The organism is Nonomuraea rhodomycinica, assembly GCF_013363995.1.
Lineage (GTDB): Bacteria > Actinomycetota > Actinomycetes > Streptosporangiales > Streptosporangiaceae > Nonomuraea > Nonomuraea rhodomycinica.
The window spans coordinates 280,094-304,101 of the sequence record NZ_JABWGO010000010.1; the positions used below are offsets into that span (position 1 = coordinate 280,094).

At 67.2% G+C, this 24,008-nt stretch carries 22 protein-coding genes, 1 tRNA gene and 1 pseudogene; 3 read left to right on the forward strand and 21 right to left on the reverse strand.

All coding sequences use genetic code 11. The features are described 5' to 3' along the window. Positions 1-15 precede the first annotated feature (15 nt). Entirely contained in the window at positions 16-507 is a 492-nt protein-coding gene (locus tag HT134_RS33305) for a YajQ family cyclic di-GMP-binding protein (protein ID WP_175604441.1), read from the reverse strand. Positions 508-778: 271 nt separating this feature from the next. Here HT134_RS33305 and HT134_RS33310 point away from each other — a divergent pair. Further along, positions 779-863: transfer RNA gene (locus tag HT134_RS33310), tRNA-Tyr, on the forward strand. Positions 864-1,099: 236 nt separating this feature from the next. Here HT134_RS33310 and HT134_RS33315 read toward each other — a convergent pair. The 10 genes from HT134_RS33315 to HT134_RS33360 form a co-directional block, all read right to left on the reverse strand. Continuing rightward, positions 1,100-2,479, reverse strand: coding sequence for a tyrosine-type recombinase/integrase (locus tag HT134_RS33315; protein WP_175604442.1), 1,380 nt, complete (start codon positions 2,477-2,479; stop codon positions 1,100-1,102). Then, on the reverse strand, positions 2,476-2,664 hold the full coding sequence (locus HT134_RS33320) for a helix-turn-helix transcriptional regulator (protein ID WP_175604443.1): 189 nt from the start codon (positions 2,662-2,664) through the stop codon (positions 2,476-2,478). The genes HT134_RS33315 and HT134_RS33320 overlap by 4 nt, the downstream gene beginning before the upstream one ends. After that, positions 2,661-4,262: a replication initiator gene (locus tag HT134_RS33325; protein WP_175604444.1), complete on the reverse strand. Its 1,602-nt coding sequence runs from the start codon at positions 4,260-4,262 to the stop codon at positions 2,661-2,663. The genes HT134_RS33320 and HT134_RS33325 overlap by 4 nt, the downstream gene beginning before the upstream one ends. Then, entirely contained in the window at positions 4,255-4,455 is a 201-nt protein-coding gene (locus HT134_RS33330) for a hypothetical protein (protein ID WP_175604445.1), read from the reverse strand. Before HT134_RS33330 ends, HT134_RS33325 begins: the two co-directional genes overlap by 8 nt. Then, entirely contained in the window at positions 4,455-5,885 is a 1,431-nt protein-coding gene (locus tag HT134_RS33335; protein WP_175604446.1) for an FtsK/SpoIIIE domain-containing protein, read from the reverse strand. Before HT134_RS33335 ends, HT134_RS33330 begins: the two co-directional genes overlap by 1 nt. Before the next feature lie 86 nt (positions 5,886-5,971). Then, positions 5,972-6,286, reverse strand: a complete 315-nt coding sequence (locus HT134_RS33340; RefSeq protein ID WP_175604447.1) for a hypothetical protein — start codon at positions 6,284-6,286, stop codon at positions 5,972-5,974. Next, the gene (locus tag HT134_RS33345) at positions 6,283-6,693 is read right to left on the reverse strand and encodes a plasmid replication, integration and excision activator (RefSeq protein ID WP_175604448.1); all 411 of its coding nucleotides are present in this window, start codon (positions 6,691-6,693) and stop codon (positions 6,283-6,285) included. The genes HT134_RS33340 and HT134_RS33345 overlap by 4 nt, the downstream gene beginning before the upstream one ends. Positions 6,694-6,815: 122 nt before the next feature. Further along, positions 6,816-7,532 carry a GntR family transcriptional regulator gene (locus tag HT134_RS33350; RefSeq protein WP_175604449.1) on the reverse strand — a complete coding sequence of 239 codons (717 nt, stop codon included), beginning with the start codon at positions 7,530-7,532 and terminating at the stop codon, positions 6,816-6,818. A 302-nt stretch (positions 7,533-7,834) separates the two neighbouring features. After that, entirely contained in the window at positions 7,835-8,176 is a 342-nt protein-coding gene (locus HT134_RS33355) for a hypothetical protein (protein WP_175604450.1), read from the reverse strand. After that, positions 8,173-8,595 carry a hypothetical protein gene (locus HT134_RS33360; RefSeq protein WP_175604451.1) on the reverse strand — a complete coding sequence of 141 codons (423 nt, stop codon included), beginning with the start codon at positions 8,593-8,595 and terminating at the stop codon, positions 8,173-8,175. The genes HT134_RS33355 and HT134_RS33360 overlap by 4 nt, the downstream gene beginning before the upstream one ends. Before the next feature lie 118 nt (positions 8,596-8,713). Between HT134_RS33360 and HT134_RS33365 the strand changes: the two genes are divergently transcribed. Then, the gene (locus HT134_RS33365; protein ID WP_175604452.1) at positions 8,714-9,937 is read left to right on the forward strand and encodes an NsdA family TPR-like regulatory protein; all 1,224 of its coding nucleotides are present in this window, start codon (positions 8,714-8,716) and stop codon (positions 9,935-9,937) included. Here the strand turns inward: HT134_RS33365 and HT134_RS33370 are convergent. Then, the gene (locus HT134_RS33370; protein WP_175604453.1) at positions 9,915-10,478 is read right to left on the reverse strand and encodes an NUDIX hydrolase; all 564 of its coding nucleotides are present in this window, start codon (positions 10,476-10,478) and stop codon (positions 9,915-9,917) included. The genes HT134_RS33365 and HT134_RS33370 overlap by 23 nt on opposite strands. A gap of 294 nt (positions 10,479-10,772) precedes the next feature. Continuing rightward, a complete protein-coding gene (locus HT134_RS33375) occupies positions 10,773-11,858 on the reverse strand; it encodes an HNH endonuclease signature motif containing protein (protein ID WP_175604454.1) in 1,086 nt (361 codons plus the stop codon). A gap of 794 nt (positions 11,859-12,652) precedes the next feature. Between HT134_RS33375 and HT134_RS33380 the strand changes: the two genes are divergently transcribed. Then, positions 12,653-15,289 (forward strand): tetratricopeptide repeat protein, encoded by a 2,637-nt coding sequence (locus tag HT134_RS33380; protein ID WP_175604455.1) that lies wholly within the window; start codon positions 12,653-12,655, stop codon positions 15,287-15,289. Between the two features lie 374 nt (positions 15,290-15,663). On the opposite strand, the pseudogene HT134_RS46245 reads toward HT134_RS33380, so the two are convergent. The 8 genes and pseudogenes from HT134_RS46245 to HT134_RS33415 form a co-directional block, all read right to left on the reverse strand. Next, positions 15,664-15,860, reverse strand: a pseudogene (locus HT134_RS46245) (tyrosine-type recombinase/integrase); the annotation flags it as partial. Positions 15,861-16,188: 328 nt separating this feature from the next. After that, positions 16,189-16,449 (reverse strand): hypothetical protein, encoded by a 261-nt coding sequence (locus tag HT134_RS33385; RefSeq protein WP_175604456.1) that lies wholly within the window; start codon positions 16,447-16,449, stop codon positions 16,189-16,191. 70 nt (positions 16,450-16,519) lie between these two features. Beyond that, positions 16,520-17,110, reverse strand: a complete 591-nt coding sequence (locus HT134_RS33390) for a hypothetical protein (protein ID WP_175604457.1) — start codon at positions 17,108-17,110, stop codon at positions 16,520-16,522. Positions 17,111-17,895: 785 nt separating this feature from the next. Beyond that, positions 17,896-18,642: a hypothetical protein gene (locus tag HT134_RS33395; protein ID WP_175604458.1), complete on the reverse strand. Its 747-nt coding sequence runs from the start codon at positions 18,640-18,642 to the stop codon at positions 17,896-17,898. A 482-nt stretch (positions 18,643-19,124) separates the two neighbouring features. Beyond that, positions 19,125-20,546, reverse strand: a complete 1,422-nt coding sequence (locus HT134_RS33400) for an APC family permease (protein ID WP_217708654.1) — start codon at positions 20,544-20,546, stop codon at positions 19,125-19,127. 28 nt (positions 20,547-20,574) lie between these two features. Beyond that, positions 20,575-21,753, reverse strand: coding sequence for an alanine racemase (locus HT134_RS33405; protein WP_175604459.1), 1,179 nt, complete (start codon positions 21,751-21,753; stop codon positions 20,575-20,577). Next, positions 21,731-22,873 (reverse strand): ROK family transcriptional regulator, encoded by a 1,143-nt coding sequence (locus tag HT134_RS33410; protein WP_175604460.1) that lies wholly within the window; start codon positions 22,871-22,873, stop codon positions 21,731-21,733. The genes HT134_RS33405 and HT134_RS33410 overlap by 23 nt, the downstream gene beginning before the upstream one ends. A gap of 136 nt (positions 22,874-23,009) precedes the next feature. Next, positions 23,010-23,972, reverse strand: a complete 963-nt coding sequence (locus HT134_RS33415) for a LysR family transcriptional regulator (RefSeq protein ID WP_175604461.1) — start codon at positions 23,970-23,972, stop codon at positions 23,010-23,012. Positions 23,973-24,008 lie beyond the last annotated feature (36 nt).

Sequence of the window (24,008 nt, forward strand, 5' to 3'; positions counted from 1 at the left end):
GAACTACCGTGAGTTCTACCGGTAGTTGACGAACTGCAGCGCGATGTCGAGGTCCTTGCCCTTGAGCAGGGAGATGACGTCCTGCAGGTCGTCCTTCTTCTTCGAGCTGACCCGCAACTCCTCGCCCTGGATCTGCGCCTTGACGCCCTTGGGGCCCTCGTCGCGGATCAGCTTGGAGATCTTCTTGGCGTTCTCCTGGTCGATGCCCTCCTTGAGGCTCACCAGCATGCGGTACTCCTTGCCCGACAGCTTGGGCTCGCCCGCGTCCAGGATCTTCAGCGACAGATTCCGCTTGACCACCTTCTCCTTGAACACGTCGAGCGCGGCGTTCGCCCGCTCTTCACTGTTCGCCTTGATCTCGATGTTGTCCTGCCCGGACCAGGCGATGCTCGCCCCCGTGCCCTTGAAGTCGAAACGGTGCCCGATCTCCTTGACGGTCTGGTTCAGCGCGTTGTCGACCTCCTGGCGGTCGATCTTGCTGACGATGTCGAAAGACGAATCGGCCAAAACGCACATCCTCTCAGCTGCGAACGCATGTCTGCGGTGTCCGGCCCGGCCTCCGGGCTCGCCGACCACGCATCGCGCCCCCGTGAACACGGACCCAGCCCACGAGCCTAGCCAGCATCGGCCCCTAGTGCAGTCCACCAGGCCCGTACCCCTCCACCCTGCCACCATCCGACGCCGGCACGGCCGCGATCCCCGGGCGGTACAAACCGGTGTCACGTGCACCCCGGAAGTCCGCTATTCTTCTGTCTGTCGCCGCGAGAGCGGAAGACACGGCAGGTTGCCCGAGTGGCCAAAGGGAGCGGTCTGTAAAACCGTCGGCTCAGCCTACGCAAGTTCGAACCTTGCACCTGCCACCAGCAGTAACAGCAGGTCAGAGGCCCTTCGGGGCCTCTTCTGCGTTTCAGGGGTGTGCAGCCAGATGCAGCCCTGAGCGGCCGTTTGTCGGTGGTCACGGGATATACGCGGGATGGATCCGGGCGTGTTTCCCCAGGTGGATGGCCGTGATCCGGAGTATGTGCGGGATGAAGCAGCCCCGCAACGCCGAAAGGCCCCGGGAGAAGCCGGAGCCCTTCGAGCAGCGTCGTTCGTGATCTCATGCGGTGAGTACGTCCGCGATCCGCTGGTTGACGATCTCCTCCTGGCCGTCGATGCACTTGGCATAGACGCGCAGCAGGACATCCACCCCGTGGCCGGCACGAGCCGCCACTTCTGGAGCCGGAACGCCGCCGTTGAGCCAGAGGGAGACGGCCGCGTGCCGGAGGTCATACGGTCGCCGGGCGAGCGGTGAGGCGACCTGGGCGGGCGTGAGGGCCAGCGTGCGGGCTTCCTGCCAGACCTCGGTGTAGGCCGTCGAGGCGACCACGCCACCACGCTCACTGCGGAACAGTCGCCCGTCGGGGGCGATGCCGAACTCCGCGATGTGTTGCCGAAGGATCTTGACCAGTTCCGGAGGGATCGGGATCCGGCGGATGTCATCCTGGCCCCGATGCTTGAGGCCGCGCAGCTCGTGAGCGTCCCCGGTGTCGGTCCACCGGCGGTTCACCTCCGGCCGCGAGCCGTCGAGGGTGAGCCGTCCCCAGCCATGCGGCGGGAGGTGGCAGTCCTGCTCCCGGAGGCTGACAGCCTCGCCGGGGCGGAGTGCGGCGAAGTACATGCAGGCGAACATGGCCATCAGCCGCTGTCCCCGGCCCTTTCCGCCGCGCTGACGCTTGCCGACGTAGGTGAGCGCCACCAGCAGTTCGCGGGCTTGGCAGGGGTTGACCACGACTCGGGGGTCCACTGTTTCGGTGGTCTTGGGAAGCTTCCACTTGATGCGGTGCAGCGGGTTGGACGGCAGCTCTTCCAGTTCCACGGCGTACTCGAAGACGTGGTGCAGGATGGCGCGCTTCCGCTTGATCGTGTTGGCGCCGGCCTTCTTGCCGTCGAGGCGGAGCGTAAGGGCGTCCAGGGCCGGGCGGACGGCCTTAGTCTCGTTCAGGGCCTCCATGGTGAGCGCTGCCGCTTCCAGCCAGCGGACGGCTCGTGCGATGTCGGCAGGCATCGCAGGTCGCTTGTCTTCGGGCAGGAGAACGTACTGGCGTAGAGCCGTACGGAGGAGGACAGCGTCCGGCCGCCCAGCCTTGTCCGTCGTTAACGCCGGGAGAGCCGTCGCCAAGGCGTCGGACATGCTGTCACGGCTCTTGGCAGCCGCGTGCGGCCAGCGCGCCTCGACATAGGCCTTCACGAAGTCGAGGACCGTCCGGGCGTCCTTGGCTTTGATCATCGACTGGGGGAGACCCGTCTCCAGATCGAACGCCTCTCCCCGTCGTGCGGCCTGCCGCAGGTCGGTCAGGAAGCTCTCGCCGAGGGCTTTGGTCTTGTAGGTCTTGGACTTCTCCCGGCCGCCCACCTTCCAGCGCACCTCGTAGGAGGGTGACTTGCTGGACTTGTTCCGCCGGATCTCCCAGAACTTCACGTCGTACGAGGTCGTCATGCTGCACTCCGGAGGGATTCGAGCCAGGCGTCGAGGTCGCTGCGGTAGATGCGGAGTTCGCCGTTGGGCAGGCGGATGCCCCGCGGGGCCTTGCCGATCTCGCGCCAGCGGTAGAAGGTGCGGCGGGAGACTCCGCCGAGTTCGTCGAGGACCTGGGCAACGGTCAGGAGCTCGTCTCGCTTCACGCCGCCGCCTCCTCAGTTGCCGGAAGATCTTGGCCGCCTGCTTGGGCTTGGAGTTGGGCCATGTGGGCTCGCCAGCGTTGGCGTTCGGCGACCGATCGCAGGAGGCGTACGGCGAGCGGCGACACGTTGGCGTCGCCGGCCGGGACGGGCTTCCAGATGTAGCGGTGTGGGTCGGTCGGCTCGTTGGGCTGGCCGAGGGCTTGCAGAACCCAGGCGCGGCGGTCTTGCTTGTGTTCGGCGAGGGTCTTGTTCGACCACTTCCGGGAGACCAGGACGCGGCGGCCCGCGTAGCCGAGGTGGTCGGGCTTGTGGGCCTTGCTCCGGCACTGGCCGGGAGCCATTCCGGGCTTGGCGTCCTTGGGCTGGACGCCGTACCGGAGCCAGTTGGGACAGCGCGGCGAGCAGGGTTCGTAGTGCAGCGCCTCGACCATGCGTGCCGCGTGCTCGCGCTGAGCCCGATCGCCTGCGTCGAGACTGTCGCCGAGGCTCTTGGTCAGGTACTTCGACAGGTAGCGGATGCACTGGTCGGCGTCCGGAGTGCCGGCGAGCACCCCCTTGACGTCGACCTGGTCGCCGAAGCGCAGCACAGCCAGTGGTTCGGCGTCCTCGTCGGCGTCGAGCTGGTCGAGGGCCTGGTCCCATGTGGGCAGGACTTCGCCGGTGGCCGGGTCGAGGTAGCCCGTGTCGTCCTGCCAGACGGGGAAGTGGTCACCGTCGAAGACGACCTTGTCGACCGGTGGCCACCACACCTGGTGGTAGGTGGCCGCCGCGATCTGCTTGACCTCCGCGCGTGGGAGAGTGCCGCGGATGGCCATGTGCAGGTGCGGGGCGAAACGCTTCTGTGGTTCGACGGTGGCGAAGTACTGCACGTCATATCCGGCGACGCGGCGGAGGTTCTGCACGAACCGGTCCACGAGCTTGGCGAAGTGCAGAGCGTCGCGAGCGGCTCGCGCGTAGTCGTAAGTCTCGGGATCGACCGGGACGCCATCGCGCACCTTGCCGTAGGACGGAAGGGTCAGGGTGACGAAGAGCGAGGGGCGATAGACCTTGCCGTCCGAGCTGGTGAAGGTCCGCCCGAGCGTGGTCGGCGACATCCTCCGCTTGGGCAGGTTCGGGGCGTCCTGCCGTCGCCTCGTCGAGCGGGTGCGCTTGGGGACGGTCCGGCCGAGGACGTTGCCACGCATGCCCGCCTCGTTGATCTCAGCGTCCACGCCCTTGACGGCGGCGTCCCAGTCGGCGGTGTCTTCGCCGAGGGCGGCGGCCTGGTCGCGGCGGGCTTGGAGATCGGCGCGGAACTCGACCAGCCACCGCTGTTCGTCGTTCGGGTCGTTCGGGGTGATGGTCGGCTCATGGTCGAGGTGCCAGCCTTCGCGGCACTGGGCCATGCGGAGCTGCCGGTTGCGCTTGGCACAGGACGGGCACTTGGCGTCGAGGGTGGCTCCGCAGGGGACGTCCACGACTTCCCAGCGGCCGGTGTCAACGTCCAGGCGCTTGAGCGGTACGGGCCGGATGCACACGCCGTACTGCTTGGCGACCTCCACGGCAACCTCACGGGCCAGCGGCATCGCCTGCCGTACGGCGCGAGGCAATTCAGCCATGGACACCTCCCTCGTCTTCGGCCAAGTCGGCGCAGAGCCGGAACAGACCGTTGTACGGGTGCTTGAGCGTGCGGGGGTGGAGCAGCGCGAAGACGCGCAGCCGGGGCAGGTCGCGGAAGGTGAGCAGGATCATGAGGCGGCGGCCCGAGACGCGATCGAGTTCTTCGGCGGTGCCGTGGAAGCAGACCTTCATCAGGCGGCGTCCCTTCCGGCGGTGGTGAAGGTGGCGGCCATGTCGCGGATGTCGGTGTCGGAGACGTATGCGGCGCGAACCCGGACCGGGTCGGGTGAGGTTTCCAGGCGGACGTAGCCGATGCCGGCGCCCCGTTCCGGGACGGGTGAGATGTGGTCGGCCAGGGCGCCACGGTCGCGAGCGCCGTCGCCGAGGACCATGTCCACCTGCTCGGACTCGTCCAGCCGCAGGGCGATCTTGTCGGGGAACAGGTTGCGGATGTTCATGACCTCCTTGCGCGGGTCCTGGAGGGCGGCCATGACGCTGATGCCGACCGCGCGGCCCTGGGTGGTGATCGTGGCCAGCGCGGCGGAGATGCGCTGCTTGAGCTGCCGGTCGGCCTGGTAGGCGGTCAAGAACGCCACCTCGTCGACGACCACCAGGACGAACGGGTCCTCCGCAGTTGGAGTGTGGGAACGCAGCACACCGGCGAACCGGGCGGCACGCTCCTGCATCACGGTCACGGCCTGATCGAGCAGGTCGGCGCACTCATCCGGTGCGGCGGCGTATCGCTCACCGAACAAGGCGCGCCCGTACGACAGCTCCATCAGCTTGGGATCGAGCGCCCAGATCTCGACCAGGCCCGCCCGCACGGCCGGGAGCAGCCCGCGGATCGTGGACCAGATGATCGAGCCCTTGCCAGCCCCGGTGGCGCCCGCGACCAGGACGTGAGTGCCGTGCACCTTGAGCCGCCACGGCCGCCCGTCCTCCTGCTTGCCCACCTCGATCGGCCCCACGGTCGGGACGTCGGGCAGTGGCAGAGCATCGAGCGGCACGGCCAGCGGGTCGGTACGCGGGAAGGTGAGCTGGAGCCGACCGCCCCGGATGACTGCCACACGGCAGGAGGCAGCGCCGAAGCCCTGTGCGAGGTGGTCGAGGCGGTCGGCCCAGTCCTTGACCGACTGGCCCTTGAGCATGCGCACGGTGACCAGGTCGGCCCATGCGGTGCAGGTGACCTTGCCGAGCTTGGGCAGGTAGTCACGGCCCCACAGGTGCCGGCCAAGTCCTGAGACGACCATGACCGATTGCCAGTGCCGCCGGTACACCCAGACGAGCCGCCACCAGGCCAGCACCCGTAGCCCGATCAGGCGGACGAAGCCGTGTCGGTCGGTGAGGGCCCAGGCGAGCATCCCCGTAGGGACCGGAGTGAGCAGAAGCAGCGCGGTACGCCAGCCGTACACCTGCGTGAGGACGACGGGCGTCAGGGCGAGGAGCACGGCAACGGGGTGCCGCCACAGCAGCCGCACGCATCCGGTGAGGACGCGCCAGGCAAAGATGATCAGGGCCAGGATGGCGGGAGTCTGGACGACGGCCGGGCGGAAGACGATGGCCGTGTCGGGCGTAGTGGTGACGAGGTTGCGCGCCTCATCACCAGGCAGCCGCTTGAACATAAGCTTGGAACCTCTCGTGATGTGGAGTCAGGGGAGAACCGAGGGGCCGCCGGAAGTTGGCGCTTCTGGCGGCCCCGCCTTACGTGTCAGGCCGCCGTCTGGTCGGTGGCCTTGCCGGTGGCCGGCTGCTGGGTGTGCAGGCGCTCGCAGTCGGCCAGGTACTGAGCGGCGGCGGCGTAGATGTTGCGCGCGAGGGCCAGGTCGGCGTTGGTCACCGACCCGCCGCCCGTGGTGGAGATGGAGACGTTGGCCTCCGGGGTGCTGACGGCCAGGTACGGGCGGCGCTCGTCGATCACACCGGCGCGAGCATTCGCCTCGTGGTTGTAGAAGGAAACAGCGACGTGCGGCCTGTCCGCCGACGGCATCGACAGCGTGACGTAGGTGTACGGTTCGAGGCTCACGCCGCCGTCTCCTTACCGACCGGAGCCTGCTTGGCGCGCGGCGGACGCATCCCCGTGGCGCGGATGGAGTAGGCCAGTCGACCGGCCTGAGACACGTACGGCGTGATGGTCATCCCGACGAACTCGACGGGCGTAATGGGCACGCCGGCCACGCTCGGCGGGGCGATGGGTTCGGTCGAGGACAGGAGCTTGACCGCGACCGTCTTCTGGGACGCCTTCACGGTGGGGTCACCGTCCATGACCGGGACCTGCCAGACCGGCTCGCCGGTCGTCTTGTCCTTGGCGTAGACGGTTCGGCCGTTGGTGGAGGCGTCGAAGTCCTTGACCTGCTCGACGTTGCCGACGAGGTAGCAGCCGTGCGGGAAGACCTGCTCGAAGCTGATCGGGATGGGTCCCTGGATTGCCATGAGGTTCCTCTCTACTGCGGCGGAGAGCCCTTCGTTCGCTCGTCCACTTGTCCGCATGAGTTGAGAGTAGGCAACGGCCACTCGTCCGCACAAGTGGCTGAGCCGGAATGGCTTGGTAAGAGTTAGCTCACCTTGTAGACATCCTCAAGCTCATGCGGAGTGCCCGGCAGGGCCAGACTCATGGCGAGCAGCACTGTCCCGGCTGGATCGTGCACGGTGGCCAGCACGCCGAGCACCGGGTTGGATGAGCCGAGCAGCTCGACCTCTTCTTTGGTCGGCTTACGAGCGGTGACGCGCTCGGTGATGTGGTCGAAGCGCAGATGCTTGACCGCCTGGAGATGCCGGCGGATGCCGCTGCGCAGCGGTTCCGGCTTGTCCAGGTCGGAACCCACCGCGATCTCCAGCGGAACCCACACCGTCTCCACCGCCGACGGGAGATCTCCTTCACGAGCCACCCGCCTACGCATGATCACTGGCGTACGCTCGGCGACCCCGAGGAGCTTCGCCACGAACCGAGGCGCCGACACGCGCGCCACCTCTACAAGGCTCTCCGGACTCTCGCCCTGCTCGGTCGCAGTCAAGCTCGGCCGAACGCGATCGGCCCCGCTCTCGGGACGCCCCTTCACGAACGAGCCGCGCCCGTGTTCACGCTCGATCCAGCCCTGCATGGCCAAGGTCTGAAGAGCCCGCACCACAGTCGTACGGCCCACGCCCAGCTCACGAACCAACTGTGTCTCGGACGGCAGCATGTCGCCGGGCGCGTACTCGCCCGACTCGATACGCTCCTGGATCGCCCGCATGACCTGGGCGTACTTCGGCGGGGCGAAGTCCATGCTCATCTTGGCCGTCCGTTCACTCTTGCGCTCGTCCGCACAAGTACAGTACTGGCTAAGAAGTGACCTGTCAGGGCTCTTGAAAGGCAAACTTCCGTCTCCACCTGAAGGCTTGCCTGTACCGCCGCGCACATTCCTTGCAGGATGTCGAGCCGTCCGGGACGAACGGCACATGCCATTCGTCGATCAACACCGGCTGCACCGTCACCCCGCACCATGCGGTCATACCGTCCGTACGCACCGCATGCTGTACCAGGACGGAGTTCCGCCGGATGCTCTCCACCCCGCACCCCCAGAAGGCGACCTCGTCATCGCTCATGCTCGGTCTCGCGCAGAAACTCAGCCAGCGGCCCTGTCGCGGAATGCGTGGATCGCAAATCCGCATAACGCATGGCGACGCGGTGAGCGGCCCGCACCGGGTCGATCGCGGGATGCCACGCATAGATGACACGACGCCGCCCGGCATTCCACCCGGTTCGCCACCAGAAATGGGCACCGTCGCACCACACCACCAGACCGACCCAGACCGATACGAGCGCGAGCCCGTACCCGTCGTGAACGTCAGCAGTGACCCCTTTGACAGCCAGCGCCTGCCGAAGAAGCTCAGCCGAATGCCCCGGATGAATCGAGACGAATTTCGCCGCACTCATTCGGCCACCCGCTCGAACCTGACCGAGCCGGCCGTGTCCAGGTACGCACGGAAGATCTCGTGACGGCTCTCGCCGTCAGCCGTACCCCCGAGCCCGTAGACGCTGTGGACGATGCGCCCGCACACCGCAGCGTCCCCAGCCACGCCGCGCATCGCCTTGCGCAGCTCGTCCATCGCCGTCGCCTGGAACGGGCTCGACCCGCACGACCCGAGTGCCTCACTACCGCCGGACTGGATCCGTACTTCCCACTCGAACACCTCGCCGCCGGCGGGGGCGCCGCACTCGGCTCCATCGCAGAAGAGGCACTCAACGGTGGAGGAGGAGGCGACGCCCAGCTTCGACGCCGCCACATGCCCGCGCCGCGTGACGATCTTCCATCCGCGCCCGTCGCATTCTTCACACCTGACCGGAGTTGTCATGCGGCAGAGCATGAATGGACCAACCGTTTATACATATCCAGCGGCGATATACCACCGAGGCATATAGAGTCCCCGGCACGGCAATGCACCATCACGGAGCCGAGTTCCGGAGGACCGCATGCGCGCGAGTGCTTTCGAGCCGATCAAGCTACCGCCATCGGTTTGGGACCGCGACGACATGCGAGAAAGCCTGAAAAACCGCGACATCGCTGGACTATTCCGGCTCGTCGCAAAATACGGCGGTATCAGTCAGGTTCGCATCGCAACAGCGACCGAAATAGCGCAGCCTCGCGTCAACAAGATCTTCAATGGAAGCGCCGGCCCCATCGAAGAACTGGCCGTCTTCGAACGCATCGCCACCGGACTCGGCCTCCCCGACCACGCCCGCATGCTCCTCGGCCTGGCCCCACTCGACATCGCATCCCCAACAGGCGACCTCGACGACGAGCACCAGGAGCAGACCGACGAACTCGCCGCCCGCCTGGAGGCCGCCGCAGCCGTCGACGACACCATGGTGATGATCCTGCGGACGGACACCAACAACCTCCGCCTCCAGGACCGCCGACTGGGAAGCGTCGCCATCGCCGACAAGATGCGCGCCCAGATGGCCCAGATCGAACGAGCCCACCGCCACGCGGTACGCCCACGCATCCGCGCCCAGCTCGCCCACCTACTTGCCGAAACAGCTTCGTTGGCCGGCTGGCAGGCCATCAACACCGTGGCCCTCAACGACGCATGGAACCACTACGAAGCCGCCAAAGCCGCCGCGCGGGAAGCCGAGGACGCCGCCGTGCTGGCCTATGTCTCCGGCGAGCAGGCGTACGTCCTCATGGACATGGGCCGCCCAGCGGAGGCAGCCGAACTACTCCAGTACATCCACGCCACGCACCGAGACCACGTCCCCGCCCGCTTGCGCACATGGCTCGCCGCAGCCGAGGGCGAAGCCGCGGCCATCCTCGGAGACGAGACCGCATGTCGTCGCGCCCTCGACCAGGCCGCCGCCGTATTGCCGGAAGGCGACGGCGACGCGGACATGCCCTACCTGTCCATCAACGTCCACCACTTCGCCCGCTGGCGCGGAAGCTGCCTGCTCCGCTTCGGCGACCCCGGCACCGTCGAGGACCTCCGCTCCTCACTTGCCGGAATGGACGGCACCTACAACCGCGCCGAAGCAGGCGTCCGGTGCGACCTCGGACATGCCCTCCTCGCCGCCGGCGACCCCGAAGCCGCCCAACCCCATATCCATCGCGCCAAGCAACTGGCCACCATGACCGGCTCCCGCCGTCAGCGGCGCCGCATCGATGAACTGTCGCGGGCGGTCAACCGCGCCCTTGGCCGTTGAGCCGCTGCTGAGCCTGAAGCAGGCCGATCAATGTTCCCGACGTCCAGATGTCCCCGCGGGCGATCATGTCCGGGATCTCCGCCATCGGAACCCACTCGATCCGATCGGCCTCCACCTCGCCCTCCGGCTTGCCGACCAGCTCAGCCCCGCGCATCAGGAACAGGATGTGCTCGGAGTCGACCATACCGGCCATCGGCTGATAGCTCACCAGGTGCTCTACCTGCTTCGCCCGATACCCGGTCTCCTCTTCGACCTCGCGGACTGCCGTGGCTATCGGGTCCTCGCCGGCCTCGACCAGCCCACCAGGAAGCTCCCATCCCCACCGGTCGAACACGAACCGATGCCGCCACATCAGCAGGACCCGATCCTGCTCGTCGACGACGACAGCGATAGCGGCCCGGTCCAAGTGCACCACATGGTGCTCGAAGCGCTCCCCGCCAGGGATCTCCACATCGGCCATGCCGAGCCGGATCCACCGGTTGTCGTAGATCAGCCGTTCCCCGTGTACCACCCAGCGCGTCAGCTCAGCGTCATCAGCCACACCGCGAAACTACCGTCTAGGCCACTCGCAGTACATGGCTTCTAACGCAGATCTGAAGTAGCTGTCTTACGCGCCGGGGACTACGTACCCATGAAGCTTCACTACTCCATTGACGGGCCGCTTGCGGCGGTCCGCACGACGCGCCCCGGCGGCAAGCCTCATTCGCTGGAGTTCATTGGCTGATCACAGCTAACACTGTCCGTGATTCAGCATGAGAAAACCGCGGCAACCTCAAGAGTTATGAGGAACGCCAAACGATCTAGTAGCGCACGCAAGCCGATCGATAGCCCAAACTTACCCCACAATGCGTCCGACATACTCGCCAGACTCGGAAATCCTATACGGAAGGTTTGCCCCTTCGAAGATTCGGTTGACGTGCCAGCGATACAACTTCCTTCCAGATTCTGTGGCAAAACTGGAGTAGTGCATCCCACAGTTGGCAAAATCGTGATACCAAGCCTCACGAGGTCTTGAGACCAAGTCGTGAAATACCTCTACAAGCCCAAGAAAGGTGTCTTCATCCCAGGTCTGAGGATTCAATGGCCAGGCGCCAGAAACGCCAAGTCTTCTCTCTATCTCTATTGCAGGGTCAACGAAATCCCTTGCATGGTCGTCCACGCAATCCCTAGGAAATGCCTGATCCAGATAGCCATTCTCTTCGAAGTTGCTGATCAGTGCAGAGAAATCTTTGCGAGCCTTTGTCAAGTCACGATACAACGCTTTGATAGTGCCGTTTTGAGCTCGCTTCCAATATGCGCGCGGGGAGCTCTGGATAGGAATGTCGTAAGCCCGCGCTATGAGTTCCTGAATAAATTCATCTGGAGTTATCTTAGAGGAGTTGGGCACCCCAAATAGCATGCCATTGCTCAGTGCGTTGAAATCTTGAACGACATTAGAATCTCTAAACGCCTCTCCAAGTAGGCGCTCCACCGCAGCAAAATTGTCACGTATGCGCTGGCTTCCGCGGATAATATTTGTCGCCTCGTCGACAAAAAGGTGGGGAGGCCATACAAGTTCATAGTCGCCAAAATAGATGTTTGTCTTTGGAAAAGGGTCCGCGTCTATAACTGGCGCTGTCTGGATTGAAGGCGAGGCAGGCGGTGAGGTTGGGCGTGAAGAGGTACTGGGTTGGGCGACGCTTTTTTCGGCCGATCGCGCCTGGAGTCGTTGGAGCTGTCGCTTGTAAGTCAACATCGACTGTCTATCGATCTCACCCCGGTCGTATCGCGTGTGGCATGTGGGGCAAAGGGCAATAAGATTCTCGGGCTTATGCTCCAGAACCTTGGCCCAAGGGTCAATGTGAGCGATCTCCACCGGAGTTGCTCGACAAGTGGGGATGGCGCACCGATGCCCAGCTTCGACGAGGATCATGCGCTCCATCGGTCGAGGGATAGCAGGTCGTGAATCAGACACGACAGCAGGGTACAAGAGGACTCCGACACTTAGCATGGGATGGCATCGCCATGTGTGGCAGGGCACAACGGCAAGGTTCGTCGCCTCGTCAGTTGCACCCCACGACGGGCAGCCACCCGCTGACCGGGACACAACCGTCGAGTCGGCAGATCGATCATGTCGACGTGCCAGCACTGGGACGACCTCATCGTCCGACAGGGTCCAGCCTCCCCCGGAGTGCCGATAACGACACGAGCGACATAAGGATGATCAAGGTGCCAAGCATCAAGCGAGGCCAGAGAGTCGACCATCAAGCAAGACAAGACATTATCGGCCGATAACCACTGCCGAATTGTTCCTATAGGTATCAAGCGGCGGCGCGGCGCGCCGCCGTACTCCCGTCCCTCCGCCCGCCCGCCGTCCGGGCGTGCGGCCTGGGGGCCGGTCCCGGACGGCGGCGGGACACCGGGCCGGGCACGGCACGCCGGCCCCGCCGTACTAATCGAACGCGCCGACCCGGGTTGCCGCGCCGCCGCACAAACACAGCCCTACGATCGCCACTGCGTGGCTGGACGCCGTACATACTTGGGGGCGATCGACGATCCGTGCTTCGTTCCTCAGCACGGCTCACCGAGCATATGGGTACGCCCCGCTGCCGAACTGAGGAGTACGTCCAGACATCTGCTCACGGTGTCGGTTGCGTGACAACGGACGGGATTCGCTGGTCGTTCGAGGATGTGCTGTGTCACTCTCCGAGCACCGGAGTCGAGAGGGTGGGGAGCATGTTCGGTGTCCGGTGGCAGGAGCGGCGGTTGCTGATCGTTGTGATTGGCTTGGCGGCAGCCGGGGCCGTGTCCGGGGTGCTGGTGGCCTTCAAGGTGACCGTTCCATGGATCCTTGGGGCTGCGGCAGTGGTCGTCGCGGTCGCGACGGTGGTGTCCGGGCTGGTGCAGGAGCGCTACAAGCGGACGGTGGCCCGTCAGGACGAGGTGACGCTGAAACTTCAGGACGGCGCCTTGGTGTTGCCCAGTGGACGGCTGCCTCGCGTGTCTGATGTGACGGACCCGTTGCAGTTGGGGGTGCATCCGGCGATCAGCCTGCCAGGCAGCCCCGATACCGAGCCGCCGGCCTATGTTCCCCGTGATGTGGACGACGAGGTGCGGGAGGCGCTGGCGGGTGGTGGGTTCGTGTTGTTGGTCGGTGATTCGACCGCGGGCAAGTCGCGCACCGCTTATGAGGCGGTCCGAGCCACGCTGCCCGATCATGTGCTGGTCGCCCCGCACGATCGTGCTGCGCTCCCGGCCGCGATCGAATCGTGCGTGCGGGTGCAGCGAGTGGTGTTGTGGCTGTCGGACCTGGAACATTACCTCGGCCCTGGCGGGCTGACCCGCGAGCAGATCGCGCGGATCACAGGCGGGAGTGGTCATCGTGTGATCGTGGCCACGCTCCGCAGTGCGGAGCAGGCGCGGCTCACGAGCCCTGCGGCAGATCCAGATGATGCCATGCGGGCAGCGGGGCGCCAGATCCGAGAGGCGCTGGAACAGGCGTATGCCATCAGGCTGCCGAGGATCTTCAGTCGGACCGAACTGGAACGCGCCCAGGCACGAGAGTGGGATGCGCGGATCTCCTCGGCGCTGGAGCACGCGGATGAGTGCGGAATCGCCGAGTACCTTGCCTCAGGGCCAGAATTGCAGCGGTTGTTTGCGGATGCCTGGGACGTCGGGGTCAATCCGCGCGGGGCGGCGCTCGTGGCCGCCGCCATCGACTGCCGCCGCGCTGGCTACACCAGCCCTCTGCCGCGCACCTTGCTCGCCGAGCTGCATACCGCCTACCTGGACTCCAGAGGCGGGCACCGCCTACAACCGGAATCCATGCAGGAGGCCTGGGACTGGGCCACCCAGCCCCGGCGGGCCACCACTGCTCTGCTCTCGCTCGTGTCCGGCGCTGCTGATGACGGCGTGGACGTGTTCGATTATCTGGTCGACGTCCAGCAGCAAGCTGACGGCCCGCTCGCGCAGGTGGCCACGTCCGTGATCGAGGTCATGCTGGCGCATGTTGGCAACCCTGAGGACGCTGACCAGATCGGGCTGACGACCTACCGCCAAGGCCGCTATCCATTGGCGGAACAGGCCTACCGCATGGCTTATCCCCTCCATCAGCAGACGCATGGCAACGATGCCCCGATCACGTTGACCAGCCGTAACAACCTGGCGCTCGTGCTGGATGAGCTGGGCCGGTTGCAGGAGTCCGAGGCCGAGCATCGAGCGGTGCTGGAGATGCGGCGCCGGGTGCTGGGCGAGGAGCACCCGGACACGTTGACCAGCCGTAGCAACCTGGCGGGCGTGCTGCGCGCACTCGGCCGGTTGCAGGAGTCCGAGGCCGAGCATCGAGCGGTGCTGGAGATGCGGCGCCGGGTGCTGGGCGAGGAGCACCCGGACACGTTGACCAGCCGTAACAACCTGGCGCTCATGCTGCGCGCACTCGGCCGGTTGCAGGAGTCCGAGGCCGAGCATCGGGCAGAGTTGGAGGTTTGCCGCCGGGTGCTGGGCGAGGAGCACCCGTCCACGTTGATCAGCCGTAGCAACCTGGCGCTCGTGTTGGGTGAGCGGGGCTGGTTGGAGGAGGCGGAGGCCGAGTTTCGAGCGGTGCTGGAGATGCGGCGTAGGGTGCTGGGCGAGGAGCACCCGTCCACGTTGACCAGCCGTAACAACCTGGCAGGGGTGTTGGGTGAGCGGGGCTGGTTGGAGGAGGCGGAGGCCGAGCTTCGGGCGGTGCTGGAGGTTTGCCGCCGGGTGCTGGGCGAGGAGCACCCGTCCACGTTGATCAGCCGTAGCAACCTGGCAGGGGTGTTGGATGAGCAGGGCTGGTTGGAGGAGGCGGAGGCCGAGCATCGAGCGGTACTGGAGATGCGGCGCCGGGTGCTGGGCGAGGAGCACCCGTCCACGTTGATCAGCCGCAACAACCTGGCGGGCGTGCTGCACAAGCTGGGCCGGTTGGAGGAGGCGGAGGCCGAGCATCGAGCGGTACTGGAGGTTTGCCGCAGGGTGCTGGGCGAGGAGCACCCGTCCACGTTGATCAGCCGTAGCAACCTGGCGGGGGTGTTGGGTGAGCGGGGCTGGTTGGAGGAGGCGGAGGCCGAGCTTCGGGCGGTGCTGGAGGTTTGCCGCCGGGTGCTGGGCGAGGAGCACCCGTCCACGTTGACCAGCCGTAGCAACCTGGCAGGGGTGTTGGGTGAGCGGGGCTGGTTGGAGGAGGCGGAGGCCGAGCATCGAGCGGTACTGGAGATGCGGCGCCGAGTGCTGGGCGAAGAGCGTCCGGAGACGTTGACCGGCCGTAACAACCTGACGACGGTACTGCGCCACCAAGAACTGCAGAAAGAGACTGAGGTGCGCCCGACGCAGTCGGTGGAGAAGGAGTAGATGGAGCGCCTGCTTGCCCCGCGGGATATATGCGGGATGGTCTTCCCTAGTAGGGGAAGGGCGAGAGTCTCGTCCGAGGTCAAGGCCTGATGCTGTCAGGAACGTTGGCCCGCTGTAAAACCGTCGGCTCAGCCGACCGCAAGTTCGAACCTTGCACCTGCCACCAGCAGTACCAGCAGGTCAGAGGCCCTTCGGGGCCTCTTCTGCGTTTCAGGGGTCATGCCGCCGTGAGCGGGCGGTTGTCGTTGGTCCACCAATATGCGTGCAAGGATCTTGGGTGCGTCCCCGCAGGTCGGCGGCCCGATTCGGCCAATACGTGGCCAAGAGAAAAGCCCCGGTGGTGGGCCGGGGCTCTGGGTGTGGTGAGTACTTGGTCATGCGGCGAGGGCGTCGCCTATCCGCTTGTTGGCGATCTCCTGCTGGCCGTCGATGCACTTGGCGTAGACACGCAGGAGGGCGTCCCATGCCCCGCACGCTCGGCCACATCCGGCGCCGGGACGCCCGCATTGAGCCACAGGGACACGGCCGCGTGCCGCAGGTCGTACGGCCGCTTGGCGAGCGGCGAGGCCACATTCCCTTCGAACGGGTCGACTGCGGACGGGATGATTAGGCGGCCGGCGTGTGCGCGACGCGCGAGAAATGCCAGGTCGCGGGCTGATCGTTGTGCCATTGGCGTGTCATCAAGGGCGGTGACGAGGGTTCAACCACGGTCACCCACGACCCGCCCCAGCCCCGAGTCAACGCCCCTAATGGAAAGATCTCTGCAGTTCCCAAGCTGACGGCACGGGTTCGATTCCCTCGCTCGCGCCGCTCTCCGCGAGGTCGGGGCGTTCAATTCGCCTCGCCATCGGCACGAGGGTCGAGCAGGCCGCATGCTGCCTCGATGTCTCCAGACGAGATCAGATCACGAATCGCGGCCGCCATACCCTCGAACCCGGCGTCTCGTAAGCATGAAACTCGCCGGTGCGCGCATTCTTGTCCATGTTGTGCTCGACGACATCCAGGGTCATGAAGGTCGCATATCGGCGTAAGCCATCGCGGAAAGTGATCGTCGCGTCGGCCTCGTCGGCGGTGTCGGCTTCATATCCCTGCCATGCCGGGATCGTCATCTCGAACTTCGGATCCGTGATGTGGTAGAAGGTCCCGTCGAAAGCGATCATCTGATGCTCCTTCTGCAGCCGATGGCGCTGTCTCGGCGACGACGGTGGCGATCGCTTGAGCACTTACTGATCACACGGGTCGTGCAGGGGTCAGCAGCCACCGGGCGAAACAGCTCTCGTCGTCCAGCCGGGTGTACCAGCGCACCTTGAACGCGAACGTTGTGTACATCGTCGATATCAGAAGGCCTGGATCGTCCCCGTGTGGTGGTCGTCCGTGTGCCGGCGGCACCGGTCCTGGTCGGGCAGGCGCCAGGGGTTGCGAGTGTGCTCCGGTGCCGTCGCATGCGGCGCTGAACAAGGCGAGCTTCCCGCTGCGCACGACGAGTGGGTCACCGTCTTCATCGTCGGTGTCCGGGTGGCGGAGGGCCTCGGTCAGCACACGCGGGTAGTCGGGCCCCGATGCCTGCACGATGCCGATGCCGCCGTCCTCTGCCTGGAAGACCTCCATCCAGCTGTCATCACGGACGACTCCGTCGGCGCCGACGAGGGCTGCCCAGCCGGCTCCGACCGGGATGCTGGTGTCCTCCGGGCCGAGATCCACGATGTCGTCGTATTGGTTGTCGCTGAATCCACGCCATGCGTCGCGCAGCGAAGCGTCGACAGCGAGAAACGGATCGCCGTTTGTCCAGAGTTGGCCAACATGCACCCACGGTCCTCGCATGGGTCCATTGTGGATGCGAGCTGAGCGAAAGCCGCACGGAGATGGTGCGGAGGGGCCGAGGGCTCGTGCACTGTGCGTTAATGATCTTGCTGGCTATGGTGGCCGAGCAAGGTGGCGCCGCAGGTCCGAGGCCTTGACGGACAGGAACGGACACGCGCTGTAAACCGTCGCCCCGAGGGCCATACCCGCGTGGCCGTCCCACGTGCGCGGGGAGCGCCAGGCCGTGGCCGCGTTGGCAGTCAGGCCACGGGACCATCCCCGCATGCGCGGGTACGTGCGCGTCGCGGACGAGCACCGGAGGAGAACCGGACCGTGGGCCGTCCGGGAGGTTGTCGGCGATCTTCTCCAGCCAGGCCGGCACGGCGTCCGCAGCGTCAGGGGTCTCGGGGACGGCCATTACGACCGCTCGCCAGTCTCTCGGCAGCGTCGTCCGGCGCCGTGGCGGCCATCGGGGGCGCCTCCAGTGGTCCTCGTCCCAGTGGTAGCCGCAGCATGGCGGGGTGCGATGCCGGGCGAGTCGTTTCGGCCTGGTCGCGTCCACGAGCTGGTCGGGTTTACACGGCAAGACGGGGCGGGCCGCGCGACCGGCCGGTGCTGGAGGGTGGCGCCGATCCATCCGCACTTCGGGCAGAGGGGCTCCAGGCCGCTGTACGGCGGGAGCGCCGCGGCGACGTCGGGGGTGTGCCATATGGTCGTGCTTCCTCTCGCTGCTGGGGCGAGAGGAAGCCAGTCCATCAGATCGTCAGTGTCGCCTCAGCGAGTCAGGCGACTGGGCGGGAGCTGAGTCATTCGTCGAACCCCCGCTGCTTCAGCCTGGCCACGAGTTCGTCCATGTTCTTCGGTTCGCTCCAGGCGGAGCCGCCGACGTTGAGAGGCTCCCTGCCGCCGACGAGTGCGGTCTGGCCGTCGATGGCGCGGGCCTTGAGGGCGGGGTCCTCCAGCACGATGCCCTGAGGCGGCACGGACATCAGCTTCGCCCGTGGCGGAAGCGCGGCACCCGCATCGCGCACCTTGCCAAGTGCGCCCTCGGGCATCTCTCGGGGGAACACCAGGACACGGGTGCCGGGCGGCATCGCGGTGGCGAAGTCCTGGACATCCTTTTCGGGCTTCCACTGGTCGGCCGGGAGCGCGTCGTCGCGTATGACGGGCCCTTGATCGAGGGCGATGTGTATGAGGCCGTTCGCGATCGAGGCCCGGCCGGCGACGCCCTTGAGTGGTTCGGTGATGCGGACGCGCAGGACGATTCGGTAGTCAAGGGGGCCGTTGGGGTAGCTCTCCAGGATCGGTCCCTGCTGCCAGCCGTCGATGACACCGGCGGCCACGATGGGTCGTCCGGCGGCGAGAGCCTCGGGAGATTCGGCGGCCTGGAAGTCCGCCGCCGCGACGCGCAGCGGGGACGTATCGAGCGAGCCCTTCTGCTCGGCGGCCGCGGCAGGGGCGGTGCTTGGCCGCGCGGTTTGCGCCGACGTGGTGGTGCCGCACGCGGTCAGGGCGGCCGCCAAGGCAAGGGCAGCGGCGAGGTGCTTGCTCACGTGGGGTTCTCCTCGCATCGTCACGACCACCAGGCGTTGATGTGGTTGGTGTGGTGGTCGTTGTATTGCCAGATCCACGAGCCGGTCGGGTCGGGCATCCTGTCGACGTCGCCGCTCATCATGCAGTCGTGCGGCTGGCCGAACTCGCCTGGAGGTGCGGGCGGGGATGCGAGGGCAGCGTAGTGGTTGAGCCCGACGGTGTGCCCCGGTTCGTGACGGGCCGTTTTGATGTAGTGCTGATGGGGCGGGCGGGGGCAGTCGCGACCTTATGGCTCGACAAATGGGCGCAAGGGACAACCTCTACGAGTTCAAGCCGTGCACCAGACATAGTCTGTCCTCAAGCGCACACCTTCCGTTACGTCGAACCACTACGGATTGTGCGGGTCGACTTAAGCGGCTAGTTGGGGATCAGGCCGGCGCGGATGACCCGGGACCATCGCCGGCCTGCTGCTACGGCTCGCGCGAGCTCCACAAAACAGGTTCTAGGGCTTGCTCTCGGCCATATCGGGTTCCTCCGTCCACACCCGACCCATCGCGGTCAGGAGCTCGGGACGACCCCGCTCGATCCGGATCAGATAGGCGAGGCCGCCGAGCACCCAGGCGACGATGAGGAACAGCGCGATCCGGTTCGCCCCATCGGGCAGGGGCACCACCTGCCCATAGATCGGCAGCAGGAGCAGCAGCGCGGCCAAGGCGGGGATCACCCCGTGCTTCAGCACGGAGAACTCCGCGCGGTGCTCGCGGAGATAGAAGCGGATCAACGCGACCGACATCAGGATGTAGATGACGACCATGGCGACGCCCACGATCGTGCCCGCGAAGCCGTACACGCCGAGGGGGCCGATCCAGACTCCGGCGGCGAGCGCGAAGGCCATGGCGAAGACCATGTAGGCGGCGATCGCGGCCTGAGGGACGTGCCGATGGTCGACGGTGCCGAGGCGGCGCGGGAAGAATCCCTCACGGCCCATCGCGAAGACGACCCTGACCATCGCCGTGACGCCGGAGATCAGGTTGGCGAACTGGCTGTTGAGCACGGTCAGCGCGAGCAGCCAGCCGACCCCCCAGAACTTGTTCATGAGCGTGTTCCACGGCGCCGGGTCGGCGGCCAGCGCCTGTGCGCCCGACCTGCCGAAGCCGATCGCGGCTGCGTACCCGGAGAGCGCGTAGAAGGCGCCGATGGCGAGCACCGCGGTGAACAGCGCGATGGGGATGACCCGGCGAGCTGACCGGGCCTCCTCACCGAGGGTGCCGGCCGACTCGAAGCCGATGAACATCAGGATGCCCCAGAGCATGCCCTTGCCCAGGCCGCCCAGCCCGCCCGCCGACTCGGCGGGATCGAACGGGGCCAGAGAGAGTCCGTCGGCGCCGCCCTTGCCGAAGATGACGCCGAAGAGCGCGAGCAGCACGCCGAGTTCGAGCACCAGGAAGACCAACGCGGCTTTGGCCGACTGGGAGACGCCGAGGGCGCTGATCCCCCAGATGATCGCCGAGAAGGCGAGCGTCAGGATCCACCACGGCACCGTGAGGGACAGGTACTGGGCCAGGAAGTCGGCGGTGAAGGAGCCGATGGCGGCCAGCAGCATCGGTCCGACCATGCCGTAGGCCAGCACCAGCAGCCAGCCGGACAGGAAGCCGCCGCGGCGGCCGAGTCCGTGGGTGTTGAAGGTGTAGGCGAAGCCCGCGGTCGGAAGCTTGCGGGCGAAGGAGGCGATCACCGACGCCACAAGCAGGCAGACCACCATCGCCAGCAGGATCGCCAGCGGCAGAGCGTACCCGGCGGCGGCCGCGGCCAGCGGGGTGTTGAAGAACACGCTGGTCGCCGGTCCCATGAAGGCCATCGAAATGACAGCGGCCCCGACGGCGCTCAGCGCGCCGCTCTTCAGGCCGCGGGGAGTGGAGTCCAAGGTGACCTCCTGTGAAAGGACGTGGCCTTCAGGCCACGCCGTGGATGGGACGCCCTTCGGCGTCGTGGCTCCCCCGCAGATCCAGGTCCCCCGACCTGATTCCGGCGACCGCCCGGGTCCGGCCCCTGGTCACGAAGACCTGCGGCCGGAAGCAGAAGACGACCGTGTCGCCGGGACGTACGCCCCGCGCGTTCTTGATCGCGCAGTAGTAGTGGATGGCTCCGTCGGGCGCCGTCTCGACCTCGTACTCGCGCAGGTCGGGCCCCACCAGGGCGGTGAGGCGGTACTCGCCCAGGACCTTGTCGATGTAGTGGCCGGCCGCGAAGGCGTAGGCGTCGCCGCCGTCCAGGTGGGAGACCTCGCTCACGTAGACGATGACCGGAACCTCGGGCTGGGCGTCGTCGAAGAGGTGCAGCGGCGTCGTGCCGTGCAGGCCGTTGCCCGGTTCGACGTGCGTGGCGCCGTAAGCCGCCTGCCGCTCGAACGTGCCGGATGAGGTGGTGCCGGGGGCGTTGACCTGCGTGATGGTGAATCCGGCCGCGCGGAGCCGTTCGGCGGCCTCGACCAAGGTGGCGAAGTTGCGGGTCGGTTCGATCGTCCGGGTCTCGGCGGAGGCCAGCATGCACGGGAAGTTCGTGACGCCGGTGACCGTGACGCCGTCGAGGGACTCCACCCGCCCGGCAGCCTCCTCGATGGCGCCGATCGGGAAGCCGCCCGCGTGTCCGAAGTAGTAGCGGTCCTCGGGGCCGCGCACGCGCAGCAGCACCGGCTGAACGCGACCGGCGCGCGAGGCGGAGGAAGCGATCCTGGCCGCGGTCTCCTCGGTGAAGACGGTGACGACCTCGGGGCCGGCCGCGACGACCGCGTCCTCGGTGCCCAGGTGGGGCTGGACCAGGTGGCCGACGTGCCCGACGCGCGTTCCCGCCCGCTGGACCGCCTCCATGTCCTGCAAGTCGACGCAGACCGCGCTTTCCAGGCCGGCCGCCGCTATGGCCCGCAGGGCGTCCGGGTTCCGGCCGAACTGCTTGGACATGACGTACAGGCCCAGGCCGTGCCGGCGGGCGGCCCCCACGGTGATCTCGGTGTTGGCTCTCAGGCCGTCGATGTCGATCAGGTACGTGTTGGCGGACAGCCGGCCCTCCTGGTGCAGTGCGACAGCTGTCTCGGCGAGTTTCGGGTTGGTCCTAACCAGCCTGCGCAGGAACATGGCTCTCCTTCGGTGTCAGCCGTACGGCGGGAACGGGGGCGTCCACGCCGATCGCGCGGTGGGCGGCGCCGAGCGCCGCGATCAGGGCGCCGGCCGCGCCCGCGGGATCGCCCAGCGCGGAGGTCACCACGGACGGCGGTTCGGGAGTGAGGTCGGTGAGGGAACGTTCCAATGCCGTGTGCCAGGGGAGCAGCGACGCGCTCACGCCGCCGCCCAGCACGATCACCTCGGGTTCGTAGGCGACGGTCACCAGGCGCAGCAGCGTCTCCAGGGCTCTCCTGGCCTTGTCCCGCAGCTCGGGATGGAGGTCACCGGCGAGGATCTCGGCGGGGGTCGCCCTCGGCGCCTTGTCGGTCAGGCCCTTGCCGGAGATCGCGTCCTCCAGGGTGCCGTCCGCGTAGGGCAGGGCGCCGAACTCACCGACGGCGCCGGTGCGGCCCGGCAGGAGCTTGCCGTCCAGCTGGACCGAGACGCCGAGGCCGGTGCCGATGGTCACCATCACCGCGTCGCGGCGGCCGTGCGCCGCACCGGCGTGGACCTCGCCGATGAGCGCGCAGTTGGTGTCGTTCTCGAAGGCCACCGCGCCGGGGATGGAGGCGGCGACGGCCTCGGTGAACGCGGTGCCTTCGATCTGCGGAAGGTTGGGGGCGCTCCTGACCGCGCGGGTGCCGGGGTGAACGGCTCCGGGCAGGCCCACAGTGGTGCTGGTGATGCCGCCGGGGTGTCCGGCGGCGAGCGAGGCGAGCGTCTCGGCCAGGAAGGCGGCCACTTCCGCGGCGTCGCCGGCTTGGGGCGTCGCCGCGCGGTGACTGACCAGCACCCTGCCGGTGAGGTCGGCGAGGAGGAACCGCGTGCTGCTGCCCCCCATGTCGACTCCAGCGGCGAGGCCGGCGTCCGCCGCGAGGTGGAGCGCGTACGGCTGACGCCCTGGACCGTCGGCGGGGAGCGGCCCCGACTCCTTGATCAGACCTTCGGCGAGGAGGTCCTCCACCACTCGGGAAACGGTGGCCTTGCTGAGCCCGGTGCACTTGGCGAGTGCCATCCGGGACGCACTGCCGTCACTGAGCAGAACACTCAGCACCGCGGCGCGATTGACCCGGCGAGCATCACGGCTCTCCACGTGGACTCTCCCTTTAGTTTCACACTGAGACGAATGCGGTGAGAAATTTCTACGTGACGATCCGTATTTCAGTCAAGGGCTTGTCCCAAATGCGGCGGAGCCGGCGCACCACATCAGGCCGACGGCAGGGTTCCGCTCACCCGCGCTGAGGGTCTGCCGACGCGTCGGCATCCTTCCGGTCGAGGGCGGTGGCGGTCGCCGGGAATCCGGGTGGGTTGACGCGGGCCTGCCGGGCGAGGAGGTCGGCGAAGGCGGCGGTGATGGGGTCGGGGCGGGTGCGGGTGTAGGCGACGAGGGTACGGCGGATCGGCGGGTCGGGGCGGAGCAGGATGCCGTCGAAGTGGGGCGAGACGATGTTGGCCGGAACCAGGGCCGGGCCGAGTCCGGCGGCGGCCAGCAGGGGAGCGGCGGAGGTCTGTTCGGCGCGGATCGCCGCTTGCGGATGGAAGCCCGCCTGGGCGCAGACATGGTCGAGCAGGTCGGCGAGGCCGTTGTCGGGGGCGTAGTGGACCCAGGCGCGGTCGGCGAGATCGGTGAGGGCGAGGGTGCCGGTGGGGCGGTCGGCCAGCGGGTCGTCGGCGGGCAGGACGATCGCGAACTCCTCGACGCCGAGTTCGCGGATGGGCCCCTCCCATCCGGCGGGCTCGGGGCCGATGGCGAGGTCGGCGCGTCCGGCCGCCATGGCGGCCTGGAGACGGTCGGCGTGCGGGTACTCGCGCAGCCGGATCCGTACGCCGGGGTGCCGGCGGCGCCAGGCCCGCAGGACGGGCGGCAGAATGCCCAGGCTGACCGAGTAGATAACGGCGACCTCCAGTTCGCCCTCCTCCAGGCCGGCCGTGCGCCGGGCCGCTCTGTGCAGGCGCTCGGCCTCGGCCAGCGCGGCGCGGGCGTGCGGCAGCACCGCCCTGCCCATGGGGGTCAGCCGCACGGAGCGCGGCAGGCGTTCGAGCAGCGGGCCGCCGACCGTGCTCTCCAGCGCGCGCATCTGGTGGGAGAGCGCGGGCTGTGTCACGTGCAGCCGCTCGGCCGCGCGGGTGAAGGATCCGGTGTCCACCACGGTGACCAGGTATTCGAGCTGCCGGAGCGTCGGAACCGCCATGAGCGAATTTTATCGCAGCGCTAGAAAACAAGCCTT